Source organism: Vibrio sp. 10N.261.54.E10, from assembly GCF_002877735.2.
GTDB classification, from domain to species: domain Bacteria; phylum Pseudomonadota; class Gammaproteobacteria; order Enterobacterales; family Vibrionaceae; genus Vibrio; species Vibrio crassostreae_C.
Genome location: NZ_MCXE02000002.1, coordinates 790,821 through 817,488, shown reverse-complemented (window position 1 = coordinate 817,488; position 26,668 = coordinate 790,821). Strand labels below are relative to the sequence as shown.

General features: G+C 45.3%; 20 protein-coding genes and 1 pseudogene. 11 read left to right on the top strand and 10 right to left on the bottom strand.

What is annotated here, in order from left to right; translation table 11 throughout:
* Nucleotides 1-60: 60 nt before the first annotated feature.
* The 6 genes and pseudogenes from BCU07_RS14805 to BCU07_RS14780 all read right to left on the bottom strand — a co-directional run bounded on the left by BCU07_RS14805 (nt 61) and on the right by BCU07_RS14780 (nt 5,322).
* Entirely contained in the window at nt 61-693 is a 633-nt protein-coding gene (locus tag BCU07_RS14805; protein ID WP_050647609.1) for an esterase/lipase family protein, read from the bottom strand.
* Nucleotides 694-827: 134 nt separating this feature from the next.
* Nucleotides 828-1,027 (bottom strand): annotated as a pseudogene (locus BCU07_RS14800) (AraC family transcriptional regulator); the annotation flags it as partial.
* A gap of 18 nt (nt 1,028-1,045) precedes the next feature.
* Nucleotides 1,046-1,621, bottom strand: a complete 576-nt coding sequence (locus BCU07_RS14795; RefSeq protein ID WP_017070158.1) for a mechanosensitive ion channel family protein — start codon at nt 1,619-1,621, stop codon at nt 1,046-1,048.
* Nucleotides 1,621-2,556 carry a CorA family divalent cation transporter gene (locus BCU07_RS14790; RefSeq protein WP_017062015.1) on the bottom strand — a complete coding sequence of 312 codons (936 nt, stop codon included), beginning with the start codon at nt 2,554-2,556 and terminating at the stop codon, nt 1,621-1,623. Before BCU07_RS14790 ends, BCU07_RS14795 begins: the two co-directional genes overlap by 1 nt.
* A gap of 327 nt (nt 2,557-2,883) precedes the next feature.
* Complete coding sequence (locus tag BCU07_RS14785; RefSeq protein ID WP_017067114.1) at nt 2,884-4,506, bottom strand: phosphoethanolamine transferase; 1,623 nt, start codon at nt 4,504-4,506, stop codon at nt 2,884-2,886.
* 231 nt (nt 4,507-4,737) lie between these two features.
* The gene (locus BCU07_RS14780; protein ID WP_102333566.1) at nt 4,738-5,322 is read right to left on the bottom strand and encodes a porin family protein; all 585 of its coding nucleotides are present in this window, start codon (nt 5,320-5,322) and stop codon (nt 4,738-4,740) included.
* Nucleotides 5,323-5,514: 192 nt separating this feature from the next.
* Here BCU07_RS14780 and BCU07_RS14775 point away from each other — a divergent pair, with 192 nt between their 5' ends.
* A complete protein-coding gene (locus BCU07_RS14775) occupies nt 5,515-6,054 on the top strand; it encodes a hydrolase (protein WP_017065162.1) in 540 nt (179 codons plus the stop codon).
* Here BCU07_RS14775 and BCU07_RS14770 read toward each other — a convergent pair.
* Both BCU07_RS14770 and BCU07_RS14765 read right to left on the bottom strand, forming a co-directional pair.
* Nucleotides 6,051-6,914: a MurR/RpiR family transcriptional regulator gene (locus BCU07_RS14770; protein WP_017062019.1), complete on the bottom strand. Its 864-nt coding sequence runs from the start codon at nt 6,912-6,914 to the stop codon at nt 6,051-6,053. The genes BCU07_RS14775 and BCU07_RS14770 overlap by 4 nt on opposite strands.
* Nucleotides 6,915-7,112: 198 nt before the next feature.
* Nucleotides 7,113-8,387 (bottom strand): amino acid deaminase, encoded by a 1,275-nt coding sequence (locus BCU07_RS14765; RefSeq protein WP_102428089.1) that lies wholly within the window; start codon nt 8,385-8,387, stop codon nt 7,113-7,115.
* 176 nt (nt 8,388-8,563) lie between these two features.
* On the opposite strand from BCU07_RS14765, the gene BCU07_RS14760 reads away from it, so the two are divergent.
* The 6 genes from BCU07_RS14760 (at nt 8,564) to BCU07_RS14735 (ending at nt 16,494) form a co-directional block, all read left to right on the top strand.
* Nucleotides 8,564-9,997: an N-acyl-D-amino-acid deacylase family protein gene (locus tag BCU07_RS14760; protein ID WP_102428088.1), complete on the top strand. Its 1,434-nt coding sequence runs from the start codon at nt 8,564-8,566 to the stop codon at nt 9,995-9,997.
* Between the two features lie 103 nt (nt 9,998-10,100).
* Nucleotides 10,101-10,493, top strand: coding sequence for a RidA family protein (locus BCU07_RS14755; RefSeq protein ID WP_017065166.1), 393 nt, complete (start codon nt 10,101-10,103; stop codon nt 10,491-10,493).
* A 206-nt stretch (nt 10,494-10,699) separates the two neighbouring features.
* Nucleotides 10,700-12,214 carry a sodium:solute symporter family protein gene (locus BCU07_RS14750; RefSeq protein ID WP_048660497.1) on the top strand — a complete coding sequence of 505 codons (1,515 nt, stop codon included), beginning with the start codon at nt 10,700-10,702 and terminating at the stop codon, nt 12,212-12,214.
* Nucleotides 12,215-12,304: 90 nt separating this feature from the next.
* The gene (locus BCU07_RS14745; RefSeq protein ID WP_017070149.1) at nt 12,305-13,252 is read left to right on the top strand and encodes a sugar kinase; all 948 of its coding nucleotides are present in this window, start codon (nt 12,305-12,307) and stop codon (nt 13,250-13,252) included.
* 20 nt (nt 13,253-13,272) lie between these two features.
* Entirely contained in the window at nt 13,273-13,902 is a 630-nt protein-coding gene (locus BCU07_RS14740) for a bifunctional 4-hydroxy-2-oxoglutarate aldolase/2-dehydro-3-deoxy-phosphogluconate aldolase (protein ID WP_102429062.1), read from the top strand.
* A gap of 141 nt (nt 13,903-14,043) precedes the next feature.
* Nucleotides 14,044-16,494: a family 20 glycosylhydrolase gene (locus BCU07_RS14735; RefSeq protein ID WP_102429061.1), complete on the top strand. Its 2,451-nt coding sequence runs from the start codon at nt 14,044-14,046 to the stop codon at nt 16,492-16,494.
* Between the two features lie 77 nt (nt 16,495-16,571).
* Here the strand turns inward: BCU07_RS14735 and BCU07_RS14730 are convergent, their stop codons facing one another.
* Complete coding sequence (locus BCU07_RS14730) at nt 16,572-17,879, bottom strand: IS4 family transposase (protein WP_029235596.1); 1,308 nt, start codon at nt 17,877-17,879, stop codon at nt 16,572-16,574.
* A 158-nt stretch (nt 17,880-18,037) separates the two neighbouring features.
* Nucleotides 18,038-20,101, bottom strand: a complete 2,064-nt coding sequence (locus tag BCU07_RS14725) for a sensor histidine kinase (RefSeq protein ID WP_102428878.1) — start codon at nt 20,099-20,101, stop codon at nt 18,038-18,040.
* Nucleotides 20,102-20,331: 230 nt separating this feature from the next.
* On the opposite strand from BCU07_RS14725, the gene BCU07_RS14720 reads away from it, so the two are divergent.
* The 4 genes from BCU07_RS14720 (at nt 20,332) to lhgO (ending at nt 26,638) form a co-directional block, all read left to right on the top strand.
* On the top strand, nt 20,332-21,675 hold the full coding sequence (locus tag BCU07_RS14720) for a sigma-54-dependent transcriptional regulator (protein ID WP_102428879.1): 1,344 nt from the start codon (nt 20,332-20,334) through the stop codon (nt 21,673-21,675).
* 318 nt (nt 21,676-21,993) lie between these two features.
* Nucleotides 21,994-23,007, top strand: a complete 1,014-nt coding sequence (locus BCU07_RS14715; protein WP_016789976.1) for a TAXI family TRAP transporter solute-binding subunit — start codon at nt 21,994-21,996, stop codon at nt 23,005-23,007.
* Between the two features lie 212 nt (nt 23,008-23,219).
* A complete protein-coding gene (locus BCU07_RS14710) occupies nt 23,220-25,397 on the top strand; it encodes a TRAP transporter permease (protein ID WP_017065173.1) in 2,178 nt (725 codons plus the stop codon).
* Between the two features lie 26 nt (nt 25,398-25,423).
* Entirely contained in the window at nt 25,424-26,638 is a 1,215-nt protein-coding gene (gene lhgO / locus BCU07_RS14705; protein WP_065584461.1) for an L-2-hydroxyglutarate oxidase, read from the top strand.
* The last annotated feature ends 30 nt before the right edge of the window (nt 26,639-26,668 follow it).

Below are 26,668 nucleotides of genomic sequence, written 5' to 3'. Positions count from 1 at the left end.
CACATATAAGAGAACAGAGCTCGATACAGGAGTCAACGCGCAAAAGCTAATGGAAATAAGCTATGAAGCGTCCTTAAAAGCTCTGTGTTCGATGAACTGAGCCGACAGTGTTACGACTTCTTTGGAGTAGACGAGCGCCGTGTGGTTGAGTTTGAGGGCGTAAGTATCCGTTGCTCCTCTCAGGTTGGCGTCTTCGAGTGTGACTGTGCCATCGCCCGGGTTTCTTCCCAGAACAATACGTCCGACTCCGGCGTCGTAGGTACCTGTAATCACGCCAATCGGCACATCAATATCGTAGTCACCCAGGCCATCGCTTAAGATCATTTTGCTCGAACCAAATATAAAACCAAGCCCATGATTCGACAGTGTTTTGGCGATAGTTGCCCCATTGTGCGGCGTCCCTGCGGTAATAATGCAGGTGTCGGCAAAGTTGGGCTGATAAAACTTAAAGTAGTGACGAATGAGTAAGCCACCGAGTGAGTGACCAAAGAAATAGACCTCATCGTATTCATTAAAGCGAGCATTCACGAAGCGATTGAGGCGTTTGGCTGCAGAAGGGAAACGCAGCGAGTTGTAGGCAAACTTGTGCGTTGTAAAGCCGCGTTTTTTGAAGTTTCTATCCAGATACTGCATGATCAACGCAGGCATATATAGACCATGAATTAAAACTATATGTTTGTTTTTATTATTCATTTTTGTCCTCCGTCTGATGATGTCCCCAGTATATTTAGTCGCAAATCTAAACTCAATAAAACTTGCTACGAATGGGGCACAAAAGACAGAGGTGTACGTTATAAACAGTGCGTTCGTCATAGAGAAAAGGTGGGTTAGTCAGATCTCACTCCACCATACACATCTATGGTTAATCCGCCTTGTTTGGCGTAAGTATTGGGTGTTAGACTTTTTACCTTATTGAAGCTTCTCTCTAATGTCCTTTATCGCCAAGTTTTGCAATCCATGTCGAACTAAGCTCTTTTAATATCTTACGAATCAGTTCGCTGTGTCTATCTGTTTGACTTGCCGATATCTAAGGCACCAGTAAATCTTATGATTCTGAATTTTCAGTTTTGGTTAGCTCAGTATCACCTGCTTCACTTTTTGCTTCCGGTTCAACCAAAACTTTGATTACGCCTTTTTGTAGGATCAGGTTATTAGGGTAGGTGATAATGTTGCCCGAACTGTGTCGAAGAATAACATGGAACATGGTGATATCGATGATCACACCGCTGATGTCTTCGTCTTTCTCCGCGACTCTTACTCTGTCGCCAATGCGATAAGGGAAGACGAAAAATATTAGTACGCTGGCTGTGAGGTTACTTAGAATCGACCATTGCGCGAATAAAGCGACACCCAGCACCGCAAATATCGAAGACAAGAACAGAGAAATATCACCAAAACCCAAGTTAAGAACAATCGTAAACACAGCGATGAAGAGTAGAAACAGAACAATATTGAAACACTTAATCACGAACTGCTTTCGCTTCAATTCGACACGCTTATTTTCCGCTAATGTTTCTATCCAGTTCTTACCTAAGCGTTTGATCACCCAATACACAGTGATAAGAAGTAAACCTAAAACTACTTGTCTAAGCCACATATTGGATTGCAAAAACTCAACCATTAAATAAACCTCAATTTTTTCAAAATAACGACCTCTGCCGCTATGACCACGAGCAGCCCAACGCAAAATAGTGGAAATGCTATCGGGTTATCTGTTCCGGGTATCCCAGCGATATTGACACCCAGTAAACCGGTGAAAAACCCAGCAGGGAGGAAAATACCTGCAATGATAGAAAATAGGTACGTATTTCTATTCATTTTTTCAGCTTGTTGCTGACTTAGGCTCGCTAAAAATACATTAATTTGTTCGATGTAAAACTCAACAGACTCGTTAATTCTCAGGATGGTATCAAGGCTGTTCTTTATATGACTGTTGTGCTTACTCAATGGCGCAGGTAGGTCACTCATTAAATCTTCAAAAACGTATTTCTGTGGCTTCAAATAACGCCTTAGTCTGAGTAGCCTTGAATGTAGAGCGTTAATGGATCTTATGTCGATATTGGATGTAGATTCTAACTCGTCAATTAATAGTTCGACGGGTGCTAGGAAGGTTGAAATGCTGTGGTTGATTCCACGGATCATGCCCAACAACACATCAGGTAATGATGTAGGGCCTTGGTTTTGTTTGAGATCAGATATCAGATTACTGACCGCTTTTGAAGGAACTTTACGTGTCGATATTAAAGTGCCTTTGTACCATAAGATGCGTAGGCTAAGCATGTCGTCAGGGTTAGCACCTTCGTTTAGATTAATGCCTCGCAGAATCATCAAAAAACAGTCGTGGCCAAATTGTTCGAACCGAGGGCGGGTGTCATCGGTGAGTAATGAATCGATGATGGCATTTGGAACCGTATTACTGTGGAGCCATTCTCTCAAACCGTCAGCATCTCTTTGGCAGTGATACCAAGTTGATTGCTCGAATGAGGCTGGGCTGGTGGTGTGTTCATGTGCCACCCCCTCAGAAAATTGCCAGCTTGAAATTATGAAAGCGTCCATTCATTTGTCCTTAATGATATGACGTAAACATTGATATTATGCGCCATTCAGGCGCGGTATTGAACTGAGCTTAATCGTGGTAAGTTCAATGAGCGATGTGAGTGAGATGAAGTCTAATAAGACATGTTGGTCTTTGGAGTACGACGGACTCTTCCATTATTGTCTCTATTAAATGTAGCTCATTGTTTCGTCGTTATAAATTAGCACTCTGGCTCCATGTTAGCGACGAAAAAAAAGAAAAGACCGAGGTCTTTTCTTTTTAGGGGAAGTTGAGGAGAGCTTGTTCAGGCAACTCGAGTTTTCCGATGGTTTACATAAGCAAAAACACTACCGACACGCAGCAAAAATGTCTTGGTTTTCTCGGTATTCTTTGGTTTGTACATCCATTAGGCCGAGTAAAGAATCGAACAGGTTATCTTGGGAGAAGCTCTGTTCTTTGCCTGCCTTTCTTAAGCAGGTCTGGTTTATCCCTTTCTGCTCGGCGAAACCATCAGACATCCATAGGATCATAGGCACATGGGTTTGCTCTTTCGGTGCCAATGAATAAGGCATGCCGTGTAAGTAGATGCCATTTTCTCCCAATGATTCTCCGTGATCGGAAATGTACATCAGCGCGACATTGTACTTATCGGTGAGTTTCTCTAGTTTCTGAATAGCCTGTGATAGAAAGAAATCTGTGTACAAGATGGTGTTGTCGTAGGTGTTGACCACTTGCTCTTTGGTGCAGTTTTCGATATCTGAACGTGGGCAGTCTGGCACAAACTTCTTATGATCTTCTGGGTATCGCTCAAAGTAAGTTGGGCCGTGAGATCCGGAGATATGATAGAAAATGATGCTATCTTGTTTAAGATCTTGAGTATCTTGTTCGAAGTTCTCTAGCATGGCTGTGTCATAACACACATCGTTATTACACAGCGGGTCGCTGTCTTTGGCGACGAGAGTCATCTCTTTGATTCGATGTGCGACCGCCTTGTCTCCACCATCGTGCTCTCGCCAGATAGAGTGAATGCCCGCGCGGTTCATAATGTCGACTACGTTATCTTGGTTGTAGGCTTTATCACGATCGTAGTTGCTGCGATTCATGTTAGAAAACATACACGGCACAGAAACCGCAGTGGCTGTTCCGCATGACTGAACATCAGAGAAAAAGATCGGGTTATAGGGTTTGGTATGAGCATTGGTTTCTTTCTCATAGCCATAATATTGGTAGTTATATACACGTGCCGTTTCACCAAGAACAAACACCAATAAGGTTGGTTTTTCAGCTTGTTTAGCTTCTGGTTTTAGCTGCGCATCTAAGCCGATTTCTTGGTAAGGAATCGGTTCTTTGATGTAAGTATTGTTGATGTATTTTGCGGTTGAAGCGACGTATTCGGTCGGAATGATCATCTTTTTAAGATGAGAGTTATTACGACCAATCGATGCGTAATCTTTGTAAAACAACCCGGCAATGATGGCAATGACGATCAACGAAGACAGCAGCCCTATCGACTTCCAAATCGCAAAATCTCTCCAAGATTCTCTTTCAAGATCCGTAAATAAAAGCAGCAGTGACGGGACTCCTCCCATCAGAACAAACCATAAAATAGAATAGCTGCTTAGGTAGCTAGCGGCTTCTCCGCTGTTGGTTTCGAAGACGTTTTCTATCATTCCATAGTCTACGAAAATGCCGTAGTTGAACATGCTGTAGCTGACTAAAGAGGAAGTAAGTAGTAACAAGATAAAAAAAGCTTTGGCGAATATCGGCCAGTTGAATACTTGAAAGATAAAGTTGAATGCGGCGAGAAAGAAAAATGGGATCGAGATGATAAACCCAATGCTTTCGGCTTGTGAGGCACTAAGAATATTGAACAGTTCGCGTGAGATAGGCAAGTTAATGACAAGCAGGTAATACACTGCCAAAACGAAAGGGAGTTTGTTTATCGACATGTTTAAGCGTGGTAGATTCATAGGTCTTGTCTTCCTGTGTCACTTATCCCTTTATTTTAGTCTCGCTACCAAGAAAGCTCTAATATCAACGCATAAAGCTCAATCAGTGATGGTGAGCGATAAACTGGCTAAAGTGAAATGACGCTAAGGTGTGTAGATACAAAAAATTTACTTTACTGAGTGACCTTCATGACAAGGTGGAACAGCAAAGTGAATTAGTATGTTCAGCTTATTCTATGTGGTTCAATCACATTAGAAGTTGTATGAACCACCGAAGCTAATGCTTTTGAAGGCAAGCGTGTGGTCACCAGCTGATATTTGAGAGTTACCAAATTGGACTGTGTCGTCTACGCTCACTGCATCCGCTTGCGAGATTAAGCGTAGCGTTAGGTGTTCGATTGGCGTGTATTCAACACCTACACCAAAGTGGAAACCCGTACCGCTGTCATCAGCGTAACCAGCACTCTTATTTGCGTTTAGGTCAACAGAGCTTAAACCAGCCAATACGAATGGGCGGATTGTGTTGTCGAATGTGTAACCAAGATTTGCTGACAAAGAAACAGACGTCGGAGACAGCTTTTCAGCGCTATTTTTGTAGTTTGCGTAATCTGTGTAGCCAAGTTCAACACCTACGATACGGTTGAATTGGTAGCCGCCGTATAGGTTGTAGCCCATGCCATCTGAATCTAAGCTACCGTGACCGTCTGTGTCAGAATCTTGGTAGACACTAAGTCCGCCACCAATGTACGCACCGCCGTCAGTACCTGCTGCTAAAGCTGGAAGAGAAACTGCGCTGATTAAACCCAGTGCTAATGCTGATTTCGTTATCTTGTTCATCTTTGTTACTCACTCTTAAATGTCATGTCAGTATCAATAATTTTTATTTTGCGACCTTTCGACCGTTGGTGAGTATTATTCCGTAGTCTTGTATGTATTACTGTATGGCTTTGTAAGCTGAATCGTTACATAGTAGAAAAAATACACATCAGGTTGCTTAGTGAGTCAGGCTGTTTAAAACAAGGAATAAACATGCTAACGAAACAAAACACAGGTTTGGTGGTTGTGGACGTACAAGGCAAGCTCGCACGCCTTGTTGATGAGAGCGATACGCTGATTGCTAATTGCGGGAAGTTAGCTCAAGGAGCGCAGGTTTTGGGGCTGTCAATTATTCGTTTGGAGCAGAACCCAGAGAAGCTAGGTGCTACAGTCGACGAACTTAATGACTTGCTGAATGATGCAAAGCCGATACCTAAATTCACTTTCAACGCGTGTGATGAGCCCAAGTTTGTTGAGGCGGTTCAAGCCAAGGATGTAGAGACTTGGTTAGTGTGTGGTATTGAGGCTCATATTTGTGTTTATCAAACCGCAATGGGGTTGTTGGAACTTGGGTACAAGGTTCAGGTAGTTGGCGACTGTGTTAGCTCACGAACGGCACTCAACAAAGATCTGGCAATCCGTCGACTAATGGATGCTGGTATCCAAATCACAGGATTAGAAATGAGCTTATACGAGCTTGTGAAAGACTGCCGCGCGCGTGAATTTAAGCTCATTCTATCCTTGATTCGTTAATCACCGAGAGGCTGTCTATCGCCACCGCCTCGGTAAGAATCGAGCGCAACTTTCAAGCGACGCAGTTTGTCGCGCGAGCGGTTCTTGTGATTGACTGCGATTCCCATAGAAAGCACATCCACTAACGCCAACATAGCGTAGCGAGAAGCCGACGGCTTGTAGATGAAGTCGGTTTCCATATGCTTGATGGGTAACAAGATATCGGCAATTTTTGCTAGCGGTGTATCTTGTGGGGTAATCGCAATGATCTTAAGTCCGTACTGCTTAGCCAGCTCTGCCGTTTCTGTGATCACTGGTGTAAAGCCAGTCGCAGAGATCATCACCATTACGTCATTAGCATCTGCCGTGGCAGCAACCATACGTGACATCAAGCCATCGTTGTACGACACCACTGGGTAGCCTAAACGAAACAGTCGATGTTGCAGCTCTTGAGAAGCAATGGTTGAACCACCACCCATACCAATAGCAATGATTTGTCTGGCGTTATGCAGCCAGCTGACTGCGGTTTCAACGTCTTGCTCTTTGAACAAGGTGCGGTTGATGTCTAGGCTTTGCTTGATCGATTCGTAGATACCTTGATAACCCGTTTGGTCAACCGGTTCGAGAATAAAACGCTGGCCAACTGTCAGTGTTTGAGCAAGCTTGATCTTCATATCACGTACGTTGCTGCAGCCGATAGCCTTAGCAAAACGTGTAATGGTGGCTTCACTGACTTGAGCGCTTTCAGCAAGCTCTGTGATGCTGGCATTGGCAGCAAAATCAATGTCGTCCATGATCAGCTTAGCGACTTTTTTCTCTGCATCACGAAGAGCGGGAAAACGCTCCGTTATCTGTGAAATGATATCTACTTCTAAACTCAAGAATCCTGATCCTTTGTTGATGGGGCTAATCGTTATTACCTAGTTATTAAGAACCTAGCTCGTAAGAACCAAGCGGTTTAGCTTTTTTTGTCATTTAGCCATTTAGCTTTTTATGAGCACTAATCCATTAAAAACTAAGCCTTAGCCCCGCTAGTATATCTTATTGCTTCGCTGATTCTAGCTTATTGAAAAATCGAACTAGAAGCAGGTTTCCACCCAGTTTGTTACCTGATGGTCGTCATCGCTGATGGCAATGTAGCGCCACTTATCGAAGGTTAAACACGGGTGTGAGGTTGAGAAGGCAATCATGTCTCCCACTTCAATCTCAGAAGAGCCGTCCGTTTCAACAAAGGTATGCTGATCCATCACGGCGGTCGCAGTCAGCCCTTTCACAGAGATAGCTTCGCCATTGCGATAGCCGCGTTCGGCAATAGGTAACCCCGCATCAAAGGCCACATCACGCTTGCCTAGCCCAACAACTAGTTTGGTCGGTTCTGGGCGAGAGATTACATACGCCCATACCTCAAGTGCCGATTCCAGATCTCCACCCAATTCGCACGCGTAACCTTGGTTTACTTGGGCACGCTGCAACACCTTGCTTTGAGCGTCTAGGTAGATACCTGTGTCGTGAATCGCGTAACAGCCCGGGCGGATGATCGCCAAGTAATCGGTTAGGTTCGCTAAACATTCTGCAACCACGTCATACCAAGCCGAACCTGCACCAGTGATGATAGGTTGACCGGTAATTAAGCCGTCTGATGCGAGGCTTTCGACCGAGGTCAGCGCTTGGTTTAAGAAGGTACGAATGTCTTGTTCTGCATTGTCACCGTGAATCACACCTTCATATACCTCAATACCTGCCAGCGAAAGGGCAGGTGTGTCTTGTATGGTTTGAGCCAGTTCTAGAACTTCTTGTGGTGAACGACAACCACAGCGACCGCCCGGTACACCAAATTCGATCAGTACTTTTAGTGTCTGTTTTGTATTAGAGAAATATTGGTTAAGTTGCTGCACGTTTACCGAAGAATCCACACAACAGTAAAAGTCGATATCAAACTCACTGATCAACTGTTCAACGATCGCCATGTTGGTTTTACCCACCAATTGGTTAGCCATGATGATGCGTTTTGCACCCGCCATAGCGGCAACTTCTGCCTGTGCAGGCGTTGCTACTGTAATACCCCAAGCGCCATTTTCTAGTTGTTGGCGGAAAAAAGCAGGTGTCATTGATGTTTTGCCATGTGGCGACAATTTAACCTGATGGTGATCGGCGAATGATTGCATCCAATTCAGGTTATTGGTTAAGGCGGATTGTTTGATAATTGCTACCGGGAGCGAAATATCTTCATCAACCAGTCGGTAAATACCGTTCTCAGATTGTGATATTGCTCTCCCTTTTTGGCCTTTTTCAGTCAAGATAAAACTATCGTTTTGATACTTTATAACATCTTTATGTGCAGGGTTATGTTTCATTACTGATTCCTAACATGATTTAAGTTGTTGTTATTTAATGTTTAAATATATCCACAATCTGTTTTGTGGTAGAAACTATCACACAAATTAAAATATTATGTGTGTTTTGTCACTGAAAATAATCGGCTGAATTTCTAATATAGCTCCATCAACAGAGTGGATTGAGAGAGTGAGAAATGTTGTTCGATACGATAATTAAAAATGTAGAGGTGTTCGATGGCACCGGCGAACAATCGTTTTGTGCCGATGTAGCAATCCGAGATGGAAAAATCGCCGAAATTGGCAAAATCGATCATGAAGATTGCAGCCAGTTGGTTGAGGGAGCAGGCTTAGCATTGGCTCCTGGATTCATCGATGTACACACACACGACGATACCAATGTTATTCGTTACCCAGACTGCCTACCAAAGATCAGCCAAGGTGTGACAACCGTGATTGTTGGTAACTGCGGTATCAGTGCATCACCTACAGTTTTGGCCGGCGACCCACCAGACCCAATGAACCTTTTAGGCGCGCAGGTTGATTTCAAATACCCAACCTTTGCCGCGTATGCACAAGCAGTGGAGCAGGCGCAACCAGCGGTGAACGTAGCAGCGTTAGTTGGCCACACCACACTGCGTAACCAAGTGATGGACGACCTACAACGCACCGCAAGCGAAGAAGAAATTGCAGCAATGCAAAGCAACCTTGATTTAGCAATGGAGCAGGGCGCATTAGGCTTGAGTTCTGGTTTGGCTTACGCAAGTGCGAAGCAAGCCAACGCGAATGAGGTGATGCAGTTAGCCAAAGTGCTGTCTAGCCATGGCGGCATCTATACCACGCATATGCGTACCGAATTTGAAGAGATCTTAAGCGCGATGGAAGAGGCGTTTGAGACAGGCCAATACGCGAAAGTACCGGTTGTTATCTCTCACCTTAAATGTGCAGGTGCAGGCAACTGGGGCAGAACTGTTGAAGTGCTTGATTTGATGGACAAGGTTTCAGAGCACCAAGATGTGTCTTGCGACTGCTATCCATACTCAGCGAGCTCTTCGACATTAGATCTGAAACAGGTGACAGACGATTTCGACATCTTCATCACTTGGTCTAAAGCAAAGCCTGAACATGCAGGCAAAACGCTTAAGCAGATTGCTGATGAGATGAACCTACCACTGATGGACGCAGCAAAAGCGCTTCAACCAGCCGGTGCGGTTTACCACTGCATGGATGAGAACGACGTAAAGCGCGTATTGAAATACAAGCTGACCATGGTTGGTTCTGATGGTTTACCAAATGACCCGCATCCACATCCAAGATTGTGGGGCACTTTCCCGAAAGTCTTAGGCCACTACTGCCGAGATGAAAAACTGTTTGCGCTGCCAGAAGCGATTCACAAAATGACCGGAATGTCTGCGAAGCGCTACAACCTCGCGGGAAGAGGTGAGATTCGCCAAGACGCATTTGCCGATTTAGTTTTATTTGATCCAAAGAATATTAAAGACACAGCAACATTTGAAAACCCTATTTCAGTTGCTGAGGGAATCGAAAGTGTATTTGTAAATGGTGAGTTAACTTACCAAAAAGGAAAAGTAAAAAATAATCGTTCAGGCGTTTTTATTTACCGTAATTAGAATTTAATTATTTTATTAAATATACAGTAATAAGAAAACGACGAATTAATTTAAATATATTGGAACAGAACCAATATTATCTATAAAGAAGTGGAGTTAAAAAATGACTATTAAACGTTACGGTGTTGAAGGCGGTACAGGTACAGGCGGACAACATTTACCATTTGCACGCGCAACTGAAGCGGGTGGTTTCCTATACGTTTCTGGCCAGACACCGATGACAGATGGTGAAGTGGTAGAGGGTGGCATTGTTGACCAGTCTCGCCTAGCGATCCAAAACTGTGTCGATATCATGACTGAAGCGGGCTACGGCCTAGAAGACGTAATGCACGTAAAGGTTGTGCTAACGGATTCTCGTTACTTCCAATCTTTTAATAAGGTATTCAAAGAGTTCTTCGGTGCTAACCCACCGGCTCGTATCTGCATGGTCTGTGACCTAGTGGTAGACGTGAAGGTTGAAGTAGATGTGACTTGCTACCGCGCGGATCGCGTTTAGTAATAACCTAATCACAATTACCTACTTAGAGAGTATTAGGGGTTAGTCATCACTGTTATTATCCTTTAATACTCTCACCCTACATTTATAAAAATTACTTTAATTAAAATAGATAAAATCAATAAAGTAATTATATGAAATATAAAAATGAATGAATCATAAATAAAGTTCAAGAATGAACTCAATATTTCACTGAGAGGTGTCAAATGAACAGCACACTTTTTCTTACAGGCTTCGGCGTGTACGTATGTTTTCTAATTTGGTTAGGCTGGTTTGTCTCGCGTAATCAAAAATCTGGCGAAGATTTCTTATTAGGCGGCCGTGGCCTGCCATTATTCTTAGTACTTGGTACAACGGTTGCGACTATGGTCGGCACGGGTTCAAGTATGGGCGCGGTTGGCTTCGGCTACGCAAATGGCTGGGCAGGTGCTCTGTACGGAATTGGCGGTGCTGTGGGCATCCTATTGCTTGCACTTTGGTTTGCTCCGGTTCGTAAACTGAACTTCATGACCATGAGTGAAGAGCTGGCTTATTACGTTGGCGCTAACCGAATCGTAAAAAACGTGGTTGGCCTACTTATCTTTATCGCGTCAATCGGTTGGTTAGGTGCGCACATTCTAGGTGGCGGCATGTACCTAGCGTGGATTGCAGACATCGACCTTAACCTTGCGAAAATTATTATTGCTGCAGCTTTCACTATCTACGTTGTTATCGGTGGTTACACAGCAGTTGTATGGACCGATACGATTCAAGCAATCATCCTTTTTGCTGGCTTCATCCTAATGGCGGTAATGTCTGTTGATCACATTGGTGGCATGGATAACCTTTACGCTGCGATGGACCCTGCTGCTACAAGCTTTTTAGCAATCGATAAACTGGGCATTCTGCCTGCTGTTTCTCTGGCTGTGGTTATCGGTGTGGGCGTACTTGCAACACCTTCATTCCGTCAGCGTATCTACTCTGGTAAAGATGTTTCAACTATCCGTCGCTCATTTGTCGCTTCTGGTGTGTTGTACCTTTTCTTCTCTATTATTCCAGCAATCATTGGTATGGCTGCGCACGCAATCGACCCATCATTGGATAACCCGAACTACTCGTTCCCATACGTAGCTGCAACGGTTCTTCCAGTTGGCGTAGGCATGATTGTTCTTATCGCAGGTCTATCAGCAACCATGTCGAGTGCAAGCTCAGATGCGATTGCCGGTGTATCTATCCTACTGCGTGACGTGTACGTGATGTTCACAGGCCGCGTACCAAACAAAGAATCAATGTTGAACTACTCTCGTCTAGCTTTGGTTGTGGTGATTGGCTTCGCACTACTGTTCGCACTGACGTCAAACGACATCATTGGCTACATCACTAAGATGATTTCAACGGTTATGTCGGGCATGTTTGTGTGCGGTATGTTGGGTAAATTCTGGAAACGCTACAACTGGCAAGGTGCGCTTGCAACACTAGCGGGTGCTTCTGTAGCTTCATTCGTAGTAATGTTAAACGCTGACTACACAGCCTTCTGGGGCAACCCAGTTATCCCATCATGTCTGTTTGCTCTAACGGCAGGTGTGGTTGTGAGCCTAGTGACTCCGGCTAACCAAGTAACACCTGAAATGGCAAAAGCGATTCTTGATGACGAGCGTGCTCTGATGGAGATGGAAATGTCTGAGACTGGCGTACTTGAAGAAGAAGCGGCACCTCAACGTCCTGCAAATCAAACAAGCTAAACCTAGTCTCCACAACTGGTTTGCTTAATTCAGGCCCTGCTTAGTGGCAGGGCCTTCTCCCACATATATCTCTCTATTTTAGGATCGGCTATGCCTGCATCTTCTCATTTCAATATTGCTTTCTTTGGCGAATGTATGGTCGAAATCAGCGGCTCTCCATTAACCAAAAAGTTTGGCGGTGACACACTTAATACCGCACTTTACCTTTCTCGCTTAACTCAACATCAAAACCTCTCTGTGCACTATGCGACAGGGCTTGGCAGTGATGAGCTGTCTCAAAATATGATTGATAGCTGGCAACTAGAAGGCATTCAAACCAATTTCGTCGAACGCATTGCGAACAAGCTTCCTGGACTCTACATGGTTGAAACCGACGAGACAGGCGAGCGACACTTTCATTACTGGCGCAACGACGCGGCAGTCAAATCTTACTTTCAAGCTAGTGATCTGAATAAGCTTGAAATCGCCCTGACCGAGAAACAAGTCGATGCGGTTTACATCAGCGGTATCAGTATCGCGATTTTAGATGACGCCTATCGTGAGCGCTTATTCAAAGCTATTAGCGTGTTCTCAAATCAAGGCGGCAAGCTGATTTTTGATAACAACTATCGCCCGCAACTTTGGACGACTGAACAAGCTCAGCATTGGTACGCCAAGTTACTACCATTGGTCGACATTGCACTGATTACCGAAGACGACGACCTGCTGGTTTGGGGCAATGGCGAGAGCGTTCAACAACGCTGCCTTCGCTTAGGCTGCCAAGAGATCGTCATCAAACGTGGCTGTGAGCCATGCAAGATTGTTCAAGTTGAACAAGGCGATGTTGTTGAGAGTTATGTATCCGCGACTCGTGTTTCTAACGTGGTCGACACCTGCGCAGCAGGTGACTCCTTCGCTGCGGGTTATCTGGCGGCGCGTCTTACAGGTGAGAGCACCAATGATGCAGCTGAACTGGGTCACCAACTGGCTTCTACCGTTATTCAATACTCAGGCGCGATCATCCCGGTAAGCGCTATGAATCACTTAATTAAAAAATAGAAAAACAAAGCGAATTTATTATGTCTCAAGAAATGATCAACACACTTAAGCAGTTCAAAGTTATCCCTGTTATTCAAATCAACAAGGTGGAACATGCGATTCCACTAGCAAAAGTGTTAGTAGAAAACGGCCTGCCAGTCGCAGAAGTGACGTTCCGTACCGAAGCGGCAGCGGATTCGATTCGTGCGATGCGTGATGCCTACCCAGAGATGTGTATCGGTGCAGGTACAGTACTCACACCTGCGCAGATCGACCTTGCGAAAGAGGCGGGCAGCGAATTCATCGTAGCACCGGGCCTGAATCCAAACACCGTAAAACGCTGCCAAGAGATCGGCATGCCAATCGTTCCGGGCGTAAACAACCCAAGCCAAGTAGAGCAAGCGCTAGAGCTTGGTCTTAACTTCTTGAAGTTTTTCCCAGCAGAAGCGTCTGGCGGCATCAACATGGTGAAATCTTTGCTAGCGCCTTACGTTGATGTGTCACTAATGCCAACGGGCGGTATCGGCAAACACAACGTGAATGATTACTTAGCCGTTGATCGCGTCGTATGTTGCGGTGGCACGTGGATGGTTTCTCCAAAGATGATCGAGAACGAACAGTGGGAAGAGATCGCGGTGTTGGTTCGTGAAGCGGTTGAGTTGGTTAGCTAATCATAAGTTTGTGAGCTCATTCGTTTTTCACAGACGATAGGCTTTGAGCTCACGATAAACAACAGTAGTGGCTGAAGGTTCTGTTTTGTGAATCGCCTCCGATAAACAAAACAGAACGTCCGTTATATAGGAAAACTAATAATGAAAAAAACTATATTGTCTCTATTGATTTCAAGTTCAGTAGTGTCCCCAATGGCGTTAGCAATGGCTCCGAATACCGATCTAAATTTAATGCCGTATCCACAAACAGTCGAGCTGCAAGCTGGGCAAGTTAAGGTCGACGGTAACTTCAAGGTTTACATCAAAGGCTTTAACTCTGATCGCGTTGAATACACCGCGAAACGCTTTATCGATCGCCTAGAGCGCCAAACTGGCGTGCCGATTCTAAACTGGCAGGTTGATAGCGCAGACGAAGCGAACCTGATCATTGATATCGACGCGGCGCCAAAGTCTGAAGTACAGAACATCGACTCTGTAGAGTCTTACAAAATTACGACTCAGGGTGAGCAAATCACGCTGAGCGCACCAAGCCCATATGGCGCTATTCACGGCATCGAAACCCTTTTACAGCTCGTTGAAACCACAGCAACTGGCTACCATATTCCTGCCGTAACCATTGTTGATGAGCCCCGCTTTCGTTGGCGTGGAGTCTCTTACGATACCTCGCGTCACTTCATTGAATTTGATGTGTTGATTCGTCAGCTAGATGCGATGGCTTCTGCGAAAATGAACGTGTTCCATTGGCACTTCTGGGACGATCAAGGTATCCGCATTCAAACGGAATCTTGGCCGCGTCTATGGTCAGAAACCACTGATGGTGATTACTACACCAAAGACCAAGTTCGTTACTTAGTTGAGTACGCTCGTAATCTTGGTATTCGTGTTATTCCAGAAGTTTCACTGCCGGGACACTCTTCTGCTGTGGCGCACGCTTACCCACGCTTGATGTCGGGTGGTGAAGGTCAAAGCTACGAACAAGAACGTGGTTGGGGCGTGTTTGAGCCATTGATGGACCCACTTAACCCAGAGCTCTATGAAATGCTGGGCGACGTGTTTGATGAAGTGACAGAACTGTTCCCAGACGAGTACTTCCACATTGGTGGCGATGAGCCGAACTATGCGCAATGGAAAAACAGCGAAAAGCACCAAGAGTTCATCGAAGAGAACAGTATCGATGGCGAGCGCGGCTTACAGTCTTACCTCAACGTAAAAGTTGAAAAGATGCTGGAAGAGCGTGGCAAGAAGATGACGGGTTGGGATGAGATTTGGCATAAAGATCTGCCAACTTCTATCGTGATTCAAAGCTGGCAAGGACACGACAGTATCGGTCGTGCGGCGAAAGAGGGCTACCCAGGTATTCTGTCTACGGGTTACTACCTAGACCAACCTCAGCCAACCAGTTACCACTATCGCAATGATCCAATGCCAAGTGGCATCACGGTTGACGATAAGCTGCACAGTGGTGAGAAGTTTGTGACTTACCAATGGCAAAAGCCTCGCTCTAAAGGCAGCCCACGTAAGGGAACACTGACTATCATTGAAGCGCAAGACGGTACTTTCCGCGCGTTCAGTGATTACAACGGTAAGTCTCGTGAAGAGATCTACATCCTTGATTATGTGCCGGGTAAAACCTTTGTCGGCCACTTCGATAACTTCATGTCGTATACCGAATTCAACCTGAACTTGAATCCAAATGGGTTTGCGGAAGGCAGCTATCAGTTAATTGGTAACGTGCGCTGGCCAACCACAGGCGAAGTGATTGCGAGCAGCGATGTAGAAGGCAGCGTGATCCCTGAGCCAAACGGAGGCTACCCCGCGGAGCTAACCGACAAAGAAAAAGAGCTGATTTTAGGCGGCGAGATCACCATGTGGCTAGAAAACAAAGACAGCCTCACGGTTGAAAACTACCTATGGCCACGTAGCTATGCAATTGCAGAGCGTTTCTGGTCGGATGCAGAACTGACCGACGAACGAAGCATGTATAAGCGCATGAAAGCGATGGATACATGGTCGGAAGTGTCGGTTGGGTTACGTCACCACGCCGATGCTGACATGTTGTTGAAGCGCATTGCAAAAGGCCAAGATATTCACGACCTGCGCGTGCTAGCTAAATACACCGAGCCTGCTCAATACTACGCTCGCAACTGGGAGAAGTGGAATTCTACGGAACCTAAGGGCACTTTATACAGCCAATACGAGCGCTTAAACCGCTTCGTTGATGCGCTGCCTGTGGAAAGCTACGCCGTGTATGAGATGCAAGACTTGGTCAATGACATGGCGACAGGCAATCAACAAGTGCTTGAGCAACTTGCTGAGCATTATCAGCAAGCAAAATCGGCTGCACTAGCGGCTAAAACTGTCTTCGTTGGCAACGTATCTTCGGTAGAGACTGTGGTGGTTGCAGAGAAAACCGTTGAAGTGGCAGACTTGGCGTTAACCTTGATTGCTAAAGCACAAGCAGGCGAGAAAGTAAGAGAAGCAGACGTGAATGCCTACCAAGCGATACTGTCTGATTCGGCGAAAATCTATGATGAATCAATCATCGCGATTGTTCGCCCGACTGAGTTACTGTTAAAGCAGCTAGCTGAGTAAGTCGCGAACTGATTAACTGATAAGTCATACGCTAATAAGTGAATCAAAACCGCCCTCTGTGGGCTAATGCCGTTCACTTAAGAGTGAACGGCATTTTTGTTCTTAGCATACCGTTGTGGTCTGGGTTTAACTCTTCTAGGGAATGTCCTTTCCCTTCGCCCTTCAAGTATTAAGCTTTCAGCCATGTTGTGGAACCCCTTTAGCTGACGAGGTATTGCGCCTGGTGTTGAATAAGGTAAGCCTACAAGTAACGCTGATACATGAGCTAACGTGCCGTTAAAACTCAGTTGATAAGGAAGGTAATTTCCCTTTAAATTGAAGCAGAGCTCGACCATCTGATATCGGATTAAATTGTAAGTAAGCAAGATGCCCCATAACTCCTGCTTGACCAGCTCTGGTAAACGACTTCGCAGCGTAAGACGGTTTCCAAGCATGTATTGTTTTTGCTCTCGGTAGCCCAGCTCTATTTCCCAACGATGCTCATAAAGGCCTGCAATATCTTTTGATGGGTAACGCAGGGAGTCCGTCATGGAGGTTAATACTTGGTAGTCTTTTCCTTTAATTTTACGAGTGACAAGTCGAGCGGTTATCGACTTTGGTAAATCAGGCCATAGCTTTCTAGCTCTTGGATTACTGTGTAATTGAACAAGTTTGTCATTTCGCCCTAAAGATTGAACAATGTCATATTGTGTATTTTTCTTGAGGGGGATAAGCCAATGGCGCTCTGAGCCAGAGTCTTGCCATTTATGTAATAAACCTAAAGAATAGAACCCCTTATCGAACATTGTTACGCTATGGTTTGGTGTTGTTTCTATCAGTTTTTCAGCTAATATCATTTCGTTTGTATTGTAATTATCAAATGCACTGGCCGTAATAATGTGACTGCTTAGTTCCATTTGGCAGACCATTCTCACTTGCGGATATTGCGTCCCTTTTTGTCGAGAAAATGCTTTTTCATTTTGCGGGTTATCGGGCGTTCGCCAAACAACGCCATCGACGCCAAGCAGCGTTAATCCATTCCATTGGGGTAACTTTGCACTGTTTAACCATGACGTAGTCATTCGCTCAAAGACCGCTTTAATTGCGTCTTCACCCAACGTCTTTCGACGTTGAGTTAACGCACTCGGTGCGACAAAAGCTTTACCTGTACGGTCGACAATATCAAGTTGGTTCACTAAATCTTTCATGGATTTACTGTTATAGATAGCCATTCCAACAAGCAGCCACACCATGGATTCTAAAGTTAATTTCCTCTTTCTCATCGTGACAGTATCAGTAAGAGAATAGGCTTCGTCGATGAGTTCAATTGGAAGCAAGTCAGACAAAGTCTCAACGCTGCTAGGTTTCCAATCATTAATTATGTTTAGAGCTTGAGAAACATCCATAAAAAAATCCAAGTGCATTAAATACACTTGGATTTTGACAGCTCTGAAGGATCCTTCAACCGATCGCTTTGGCTTTAACTGATCGGCATTACCCTCTGTGGGCGGTTTTTTAGTTCTGTCTTCTTTATGTGGTGCGATTTAATGCTTTTTGTTAGTAACTACTCACTATCTATATTCTTCAGCGTTAATGTGAATGTCATGCCTTGGTCTGGGTTGTTCTTTGCTATCAAGGTGCCTTGCATATCCCGTACATTGTTGGCTGTAATAGCTAACCCCAGCCCCAAACCTTCGCCCATTTTTTTGTTGGTATGAAACGGTTCGAAAATGGTTTCGAGTTGGTCTTCTGATACACCGCAGCCATTGTCTTGCACCTTGATGATCACACGTTGTTGATCGGTATGTGCGCTGATCACAATGGTTGCTGGTTTCTGATTCTGCGTGGCATCGACAGCGTTTCTAAGCAGGTTACCAAGCACTTGACGAAGTCGCGCCTCTTCTCCCATTACCATCGAAATATTGGAAGCGACACGCACGCGAATATCGACGTTTTCCAGTTCGGCTTGATGAATTCGCAGGGTTTCTTGCAGTGCGTCTGTCAGTGAAACTGGGTAAGGCTTTTCAAGTCTTTGGAAGGCGAACGACTTCAATTGGCTGGTCATGTTAGCCATTCTGTCGATCAGGCTCATGACTAAGTCCATGTTCGCTTTCAACATCTTGGTCTCGCCTCTTTCCATCAATAGCTGGTTACTTGAAAGTAGCGTTTTTAGGCCAGTAAGCGGCTGATTGAGTTCATGAGTAATCGCACTCGACATCCGCCCTAGTGCAGCCAGTTTGCTAGATTCGACAAGTTCTTGCTGCGCATCTTTTAGATCTTGAGTTCGCTCTTCGACCCGCAGTTGTAGCGTTTTATTGGCGTTTTGCACCGCAATTTCGGCTTTCTTACGTTTGCTGATATCGATTACGGTACACAGGTAGTAAGTCGTCGCATGCCAAGGAAAGGCGCTAATAGAGAATAAAACAGGGAAGTAGCTGCCATCGCTGCGTCTTGCCATGGTTTCGACGCTAGTTATCTCGGCCAGCTCTTGATGCTGCTCTAAGTTTTTGAGCAGTTGCAAGGTGGTTGAATTCGGATTACCTGCCTCAAATAACTGCCACGCCTTGATGTTATTGATCATTGAATCAGATAGTGAAAAGTAGTTCTTCGCCATCAGGTTGATATCGTGAATGCGTCCGTGTTTATCGATCAGTATTAACCCAACATGGGTTTTATTGATCATCCCAGACAGTCGTTTCTCAGACTCTTCGATAAGCTTTTGGATTCTCAGATTGCTGAGCTTTTTCTGGCGTCTTTGGTAAAGAATAACCAACAGTAACAGAATGAAAAGACAGCCAACCGCCACACTCCAGCTGATCCAGTTCGTGGTCTGGTTGAGGCTGGTTAATGGCGTTAGGTAGGTTAAACGCCAATTCAGATCGTCTAACTTGATGGACTGAATTAGGTAATCTTTATCTTGCAATCGCCACACGCGAATATGGGTTTGGTCATACAGCTCACGTTTTGTCGCTGTGGGCTGAGAATTGAAGGTGTCATTGAACCAATCGGCACTCAACCTGTTGTCACTGGAGAGAAAGAACTGATCGCGAGGGTTCTGAAACAGTATCGCCTCACCATCGGCAAACCATTGATCGGTTAACAATGACAAATCGATTTGCACCGCGACAATGCCAACCACATCAGAGGCTCGATATACGGGTGCCGCTATGAAGTAATCGGGTGTCACGCCTTTGTTTTTTGTCACCACTGAAATCGCACCACCTTGTTGGTGGATCTTCGAAACAATTGTACTGGCGTTCTTATTGCTCAGTTTGCTTCTTTCAACACTCGATACCAACAAGTCCCCTTCGCCAGAAAGCAGATACCAGCCCTTGGTGTTGGCGGCTTTATCCAATTGAATCAACTGCTTCTTAATGCGTTTTTCTAGGCGGGCTTCACCATCAATGAAGCGCACACTGGTTTCATCATTGGTTACTAGGTAGGGCAGATAATAGAAACGCTTAAGGGTTCGCCTTGCTTCGGCAATGTAGCCAAGGAAGCGCTGTTCGGCATAGCGTTGGGCTTGTTCAAGCTTCCACTGGCTGATGCCATTCTTGGTGGTGACCTGCACCAAACCAATCAATAAACAGGTACACAGGAATAACCAATATCGATTGTTATTCATCATTTCTGATCAAATCCCTTTAAAATTAGTGGCTTGCCTCTTTGAGCTAGTGGTTTGACAAGGTTTTATGTTTGCTTTTTAAGCGAATGGAGAGTGAGACAAATCGAAGCTAACAAACATTATTAAACTGTTAAAGGAGTGTTATTCAAAGTGGGAGCTAGCTCCTTTTCGTCTGAGGTTTTTTTACATACCGTGGACGATATTAATCAGATGTAGAGTGGCGGAACCAAACTATGCAGCGTATTGCTTTAATTGAAGATGACGCGATTGTGCGTCAAGCAACCAGCCAATGGTTGCAGCTGGCGGGCTTCGATGTCACCGCATTTGAAGTAGGACAAGATGCGTTAAACGCCGTAGAGCAGGGTGATTTTCAAACCATTATCACCGATGTTCGTTTACCTGATATTGATGGTGTTGATCTGCTAGGGCGTTTCAAAGGTCTTGTGCCAGATGTGCCTGTTATTTTGATTACTGGGCATGGTGATGTCGATATGGCGGTGAAAGCCTTACAGCAAGGTGCCTATGACTTCATTGAGAAGCCATTCGACCCAGAGCGTCTGTCTCAAACGGTATCGGAAGCGGTAGATAAACATCAAAGTGGCCAAGACAGAAACAGTCGTCAGAACTATCTGGATAACCTTAAGGGCATTGAACAGGTGCTGATCGGTCGCAGTAAAGTGATGTGTGAACTGCGCGAGCAAATCCAGAAAGTCGCTTCCATAGACACCAACGTGATCATCTATGGTGAAACGGGTTGTGGTAAAGAGCTGGTCGCCTCTTGCTTACATGAATTCAGCCAACGTAAAACCCATCCGTTTGTTCCGCTCAACTGTGGCGCAATCCCAGAAAATCTCTTTGAAAGCGAGCTGTTTGGACACGAAGCCGGAGCGTTTACTGGTGCGGCCAAACGACGCATTGGTAAGCTGGAATTTGCCGACAAAGGCACAGTGTTCCTTGATGAAATAGAGAGTATGCCGCTGTCGATGCAGGTAAAAGTGCTGCGCACCTTGCAAGATAATGTCGTCGAACGCGTGGGGGGGAATCAGCAACAACATGTTGATCTACGAGTGGTCTCTGCCTCGAAAAGCGATCTACTGAATCACCCCGACTTTCGCCAAGATCTATTCTATCGTTTGAATGTTGCCCAGCTGCATTTGCCTCCACTCAGTGAGCGTGAAGAAGATGCCTTACTTTTGTTTGAACACTTCACCCAAGAAGCCAATTCCGAAACACGTATAGCCAGTGAGGCTGATCGCTATGCACTGCTCTCGTATGGGTGGCCGGGCAATGTGCGTGAACTGCGTAATGTTGCGATTCGTTTTGCGCTGGATGAAAGCCTGACCGTTGGTGATATTTTGGCGTGTCGTCCCAATTCTGTCACAGAGTCCACAACGGCAGGCATCCCGTTGGCGGTTCAAGTGCAGAGCTTTGAACGGAAAGTGATTCATGATGCGCTAGTTCGTTATCAGGGACGCATCAATGATGTTATGCAAGACTTGGATTTACCTCGTCGAACATTGAACCAAAAGATGGTGCGTTATGGGTTAAATCGAAGTGACTACGTCGATTCTCAATGATCGGTTTGAAAGTCGTGTTTATTGGATATTGATGAGCAATAAATGGCTCATCATATATTTATAAAGTGATAAATATTGATCACATAAATATAACATGATGTGACCTGACCACCTTTAAGGGGATGTTAACTGCGGCTTTGTATAAGCAAAAAATAGCTTACTCATTAGTAGTGAAATAAGCAAAAAACGGCTTATTTTAAATAGGTTTTAAAATAAAAGTAAATTAAAACAAATGGTTAAAAACTGGCATTGTGCTTGCTATCTAGTGATTGTTGTTAACAAAAATATAACGTGAATAACCCTACATGGAGAGTAACAATGAAATACAACAAGCTAGTTAAAACTTTAGCGATAGCAATGGCTTCTCTTGGCCTTATCAGTCATGCGTCAGCTGAAGAAGATCGCAGCTATATTTTAGCGACGGCCTCAACGGGTGGTACTTACTATCCGGTAGGTGTGGCCTTAGCGACATTGAGTAAAGTTAAGCTTGCGCCTAAGCAGCACTTTTCTTTAGCGGCTATCAGCTCTGCGGGCTCGGGTGAGAACGTAAAGTTGTTGAACGAGAACGAAGCTCAGTTCGCTATTCTACAAGGTTTGTATGGTGCTTGGGCTTGGCAGGGTTTAGGGCCATATGAGAAATCTGGCAGACAAACTCAACTGCGTTCAGTTTCCATGTTATGGCAAAACGTAGAACACTTTATTGTGCGTTCAGATCTAGCAAAAACAGGTACGGTAAGCGATCTAGAGAACCTAAACGGTAAGAAATTCTCTATCGGTAAGAAGAACTCTGGGACTGAAAACTCAGGTCGTCAAATCATGCAAGGCTTATCCGTGGACCCAGAACAATTTAAACTCGCCTTTATGGGTTATGGTGGCAGTGCGAGCGCATTACAAAATGGCACAATTGATGGTATGAACACGCCTGCTGGTGTTCCTGTTGGTGCGGTGACGCAAGCCTTTGCAGCACTGGGTGAAGATATTCAAATCTTGTCGTTTACCGATGCACAAATCAAACAAGCGAATGGTGATTACAATATTTGGACCAAGTATGAGATCCCAGCAAACACTTATCCAGGTGTCGATAAACCAATTACTACGATTGCCCAACCTAACTTCCTAGCGGTTCGTGAAGACATTTCTGAAGAAGATGTGTATCAACTGACCAAAGCTATCTATGAAAACCTACCTTTCCTACAAGGTATCCACAAAGCAACCAAAGCAATGGCACTTGAGAAAGGGATCGCAGGCCTTCCTGTTCCGCTTCACCCAGGTGCTGCTCGTTACTATAAAGAAGTGGGTATAGAAATCCCTTCTGAGTTGATCGTCGACTAACCCTTTGTCTTCGATTAGCCATTTATCTTTAACTCGCTATTTGGCGTGAACTGAATATTCGCGTTAATTAATTGCTTGGTGCGTTTTCATATGTTTCGGTTGCTTTGTTTGATTTGACCGTCTCCGATTCGTTCGATTATTTGAAGTGAAAACGCACCACCCTACTTTATGGATTTTCTCTTCGTGTTTGCTGCGGAGAGCAGGAGTTTTCTATGAGCGATTCGCTGCAGCAGGAACTGAAAAAATTTGAACTGCCGACCCGAACGGATTTTCCGTGGGTGGGCAAAGCAATAACGACAATGGGAGTGCTCCTCTCGTTGTTACACATTTGGTTTAACACCTTATCTACCTTGCCTGAACTTTGGATCTCGGCGACCCACTTCGCTGGCTTTGCGATCATTTGTGCACTCTGGTATCCCGCTCATATCTCGCTGAAAAATAGCAAGATAGCGCTGGCTGTCGACATCGGAATTGCCTTGGCGGCTCTGGCTTGTCTTATCTATATCCCCTTCGCAGAAGACGCCCTTTATGACCGAGGCGTAAAATTTATCGCCAGTGATTGGTTTTTCTCTATCTTGGCGATTGCCATCGTCATCGAGCTGATTAGACGCACTATGGGCTGGTTCATTCCAGTGCTTATCTTAGTGTGTTTAAGCTATGTAGTGCTTTGGGGACAATGGACCAGCGGTATTTTTCATTTTCCGGGTTTAAGCCTTGAGACGTTACTTTATCGAAGCTTTTATTCATCAGAAGGGATGTTTGGTTCGATCTCAAGAATCAGTTGGACCTTCGTGTTCATGTTCATCTTATTTGGCGCATTTTTAGTTCGATCTGGTGTCGGCGACTACATTATTGATGTATCTCGTGCCGCGGCGGGCAAAGTGATTGGTGGCCCTGGTTTCATTGCCGTTATTGGCTCCGGCTTGATGGGCTCAGTCTCCGGGTCGAGCGTAGCAAACACAGTATCGACGGGCGTGATCAGTATTCCCTTGATGCAAAAGGCAGGTTTCCCTTCGCGCTTCGCGGCAGGTGTTGAAGCGGCTGCATCTACTGGCGGGCAGCTGATGCCACCTGTGATGGGTGCGGGCGCGTTCATCATGGCCTCTTACACGCAAATTCCTTATGTCGATATTATTGCGGTTTCCTTCGTTCCTGCGCTTATCTACTTTTTGTCTGTGGCATTCTTCGTGCGCATCGAAGCAAAACGCAGTGGTGTGCAAAAGGTGACTTCTGGCTGTGAGCCTCTATTGAAAGTATTGCTGTCGGGTTGGCACAACCTGATCCCATTAGCGGTGTTAGTGACTCTGTTGGTGAAGGGCTTTACGCCGACTTACGCTGCGGGCATCTCGATTCTGTCTGTCGTGGTGGCTTCATGGTTCTCTAAAAATCACAAAATGGGTCCAAAGGCGATCATCGAAGCGCTTTCTCAAGGCGCAAAAAACATGGCGACCACGGCTGTGTTGCTAGTGGGTATTGGTCTAGTTGTTAATGTCATTAGCACTACGGGAATTGGTAACACCTTCTCTTTGATGATCAACAGCTGGGCGAATGGCGAGTTACTGGTGATGATCGCCTTAATTGCACTGGCGTCTTTGATTCTGGGCATGGGCTTACCAGTAACCGCGGCTTATATCGTGTTGGGTACTCTGTCTGCACCAGCTTTGTATAAACTGATTGCTGAAAGTCAGTTGCTCGACCTGTTGGTTTCGGGACAGTTACCGGAACAGGCGAAAGCTATCTTCATGTTGGCTGCGCCAGATAAGCTTGATTTGCTGAACGCGCCAATGGCACTTGAAACAGCCAAAGAGATGATTGCGTTAGTCCCTGCTGATTTTGTGGAAACTCTGCTTGAACAGAGCCTTGGCTTAGAAGCGATCAGCCTTGCACTGCTTTCTGCCCACTTGATCATTTTCTGGCTATCGCAAGACAGCAACGTGACTCCGCCTGTTTGTTTAACTGCATTTGCGGCTGCAACCATTGCTAAAACACCCCCGATGAGAACGGGATTAATGGCATGGAAGATAGCCAAAGGCTTGTATTTAGTACCATTGTTGATTGCCTACACTAACTTGGTAAGTTGGGATGTGATCTCCGTGTTAGTCACGGGTGGCTTTGCTGTTATTGGTACTTACGCGTTTATCGCGGCGATTGAAGGTTATCTAGAGAGCGAAGTTAATATTATTACTAGAGTAGTGTTGGTTGCGGTAGGTATAGCTCTAGTATGGCCTGATGTTTCAGTCGTGATCCGTTTGGTATGTGTTGCCATTTTTGTTGGCATCTTTATCTACAGCGGTCGTAAATACGATGCTAATCAAGTGAAAATGGAATCAGAAAGTGAGGAAAAAAAGTTACCTCAAACCGGGTCTAACACTGTCGCGTCTTCCCTATAATTAAAAGGATTGAATGTAGGAATATTATGAACTCAATATACGACTATATTATCGTTGGTGGCGGCATTGTTGGCGTGTCTACGGCTTGGCAATTACAGCAAGCTCACCCTGATAAAAGTATCCTTTTAGTCGAGAAGGAACGTGGTTTCGCGCAGCACCAAACTGGCCATAATAGCGGGGTGATTCATGCTGGTGTTTACTACGCTCCGGGCAGTTTAAAGGCGGATTTTTGTAAACGCGGCGTAGAGCGCACCATCGCCTTTTGTAGCCAACACGATATCCCCGTCGAAAACTGCGGTAAGTTGTTGGTCGCTACCAATGAGCAGGAAGTGGAGCGCATGAACGCGCTCTATCAACGTTGTCATGATAATGACATTGATGTCGATTTGTTGGACCAAGCGCAGCTCAAACTAGCCGAGCCAAATATCACGGGTTTGGGTGCGATTTATGTCAAAACCACCAGTATCGTCGACTACAAAAAAGTCACCGAAGTGATGGCTCAAGAGTTTGTTGAGGCGGGTGGTAAGCTTAGCCTTGGTACGGAAGTGATCATGGCCGATGAGCAAGAAGATGAAGTGCAGTTAACGTGCAAAGTAGATGGTCAGACTCTTCAACTGAACAGTCGATTCTTGATCACGTGTTCTGGCTTGATGGCCGATAGAATGACCAAGATGTTAGACATCGAAACCGACTTCCAAATCGTGCCTTATCGCGGTGAGTATTATCAGTTAGACGCTAAGCACAACCAAGTGGTGAATCATCTTATCTATCCGATCCCTGACCCAGAACTGCCTTTCTTGGGCGTGCATTTAACACGCATGATTGATGGCTCCGTAACAGTAGGGCCAAATGCAGTTCAAGGCTGGAAGCGAGAAGGTTATGGCAAGCTTAACTTTAGCTTCAAGGACACTTGGCAGATGCTGAGCTTTGTGGGTTTTTGGAAAGTGACTGCGAATCACTTGAAAACGGGTTTGGTCGAGTTTAAGAACTCGTGGTGGAAACCGGGATATCTAAAGCTAGTGAACAAATACTGCCCGAGTATTACGGTTGATGATTTTAAGCCTTATCCTGCTGGGATTCGTGCTCAAGCGGTACTGAAGGATGGCACCTTGGTCCATGATTTCCTGTTTGCCGAAAGCCCAAGAAGCTTACATGTATGTAACGCGCCATCACCGGCTGCGACCTCTGCAATGCCGATTGGCGAGTACATCTGTGGCAAGGTAATGAAAAAGACGGCTTGATGATAACTAAAGGTTATTAAGTTGAGATGC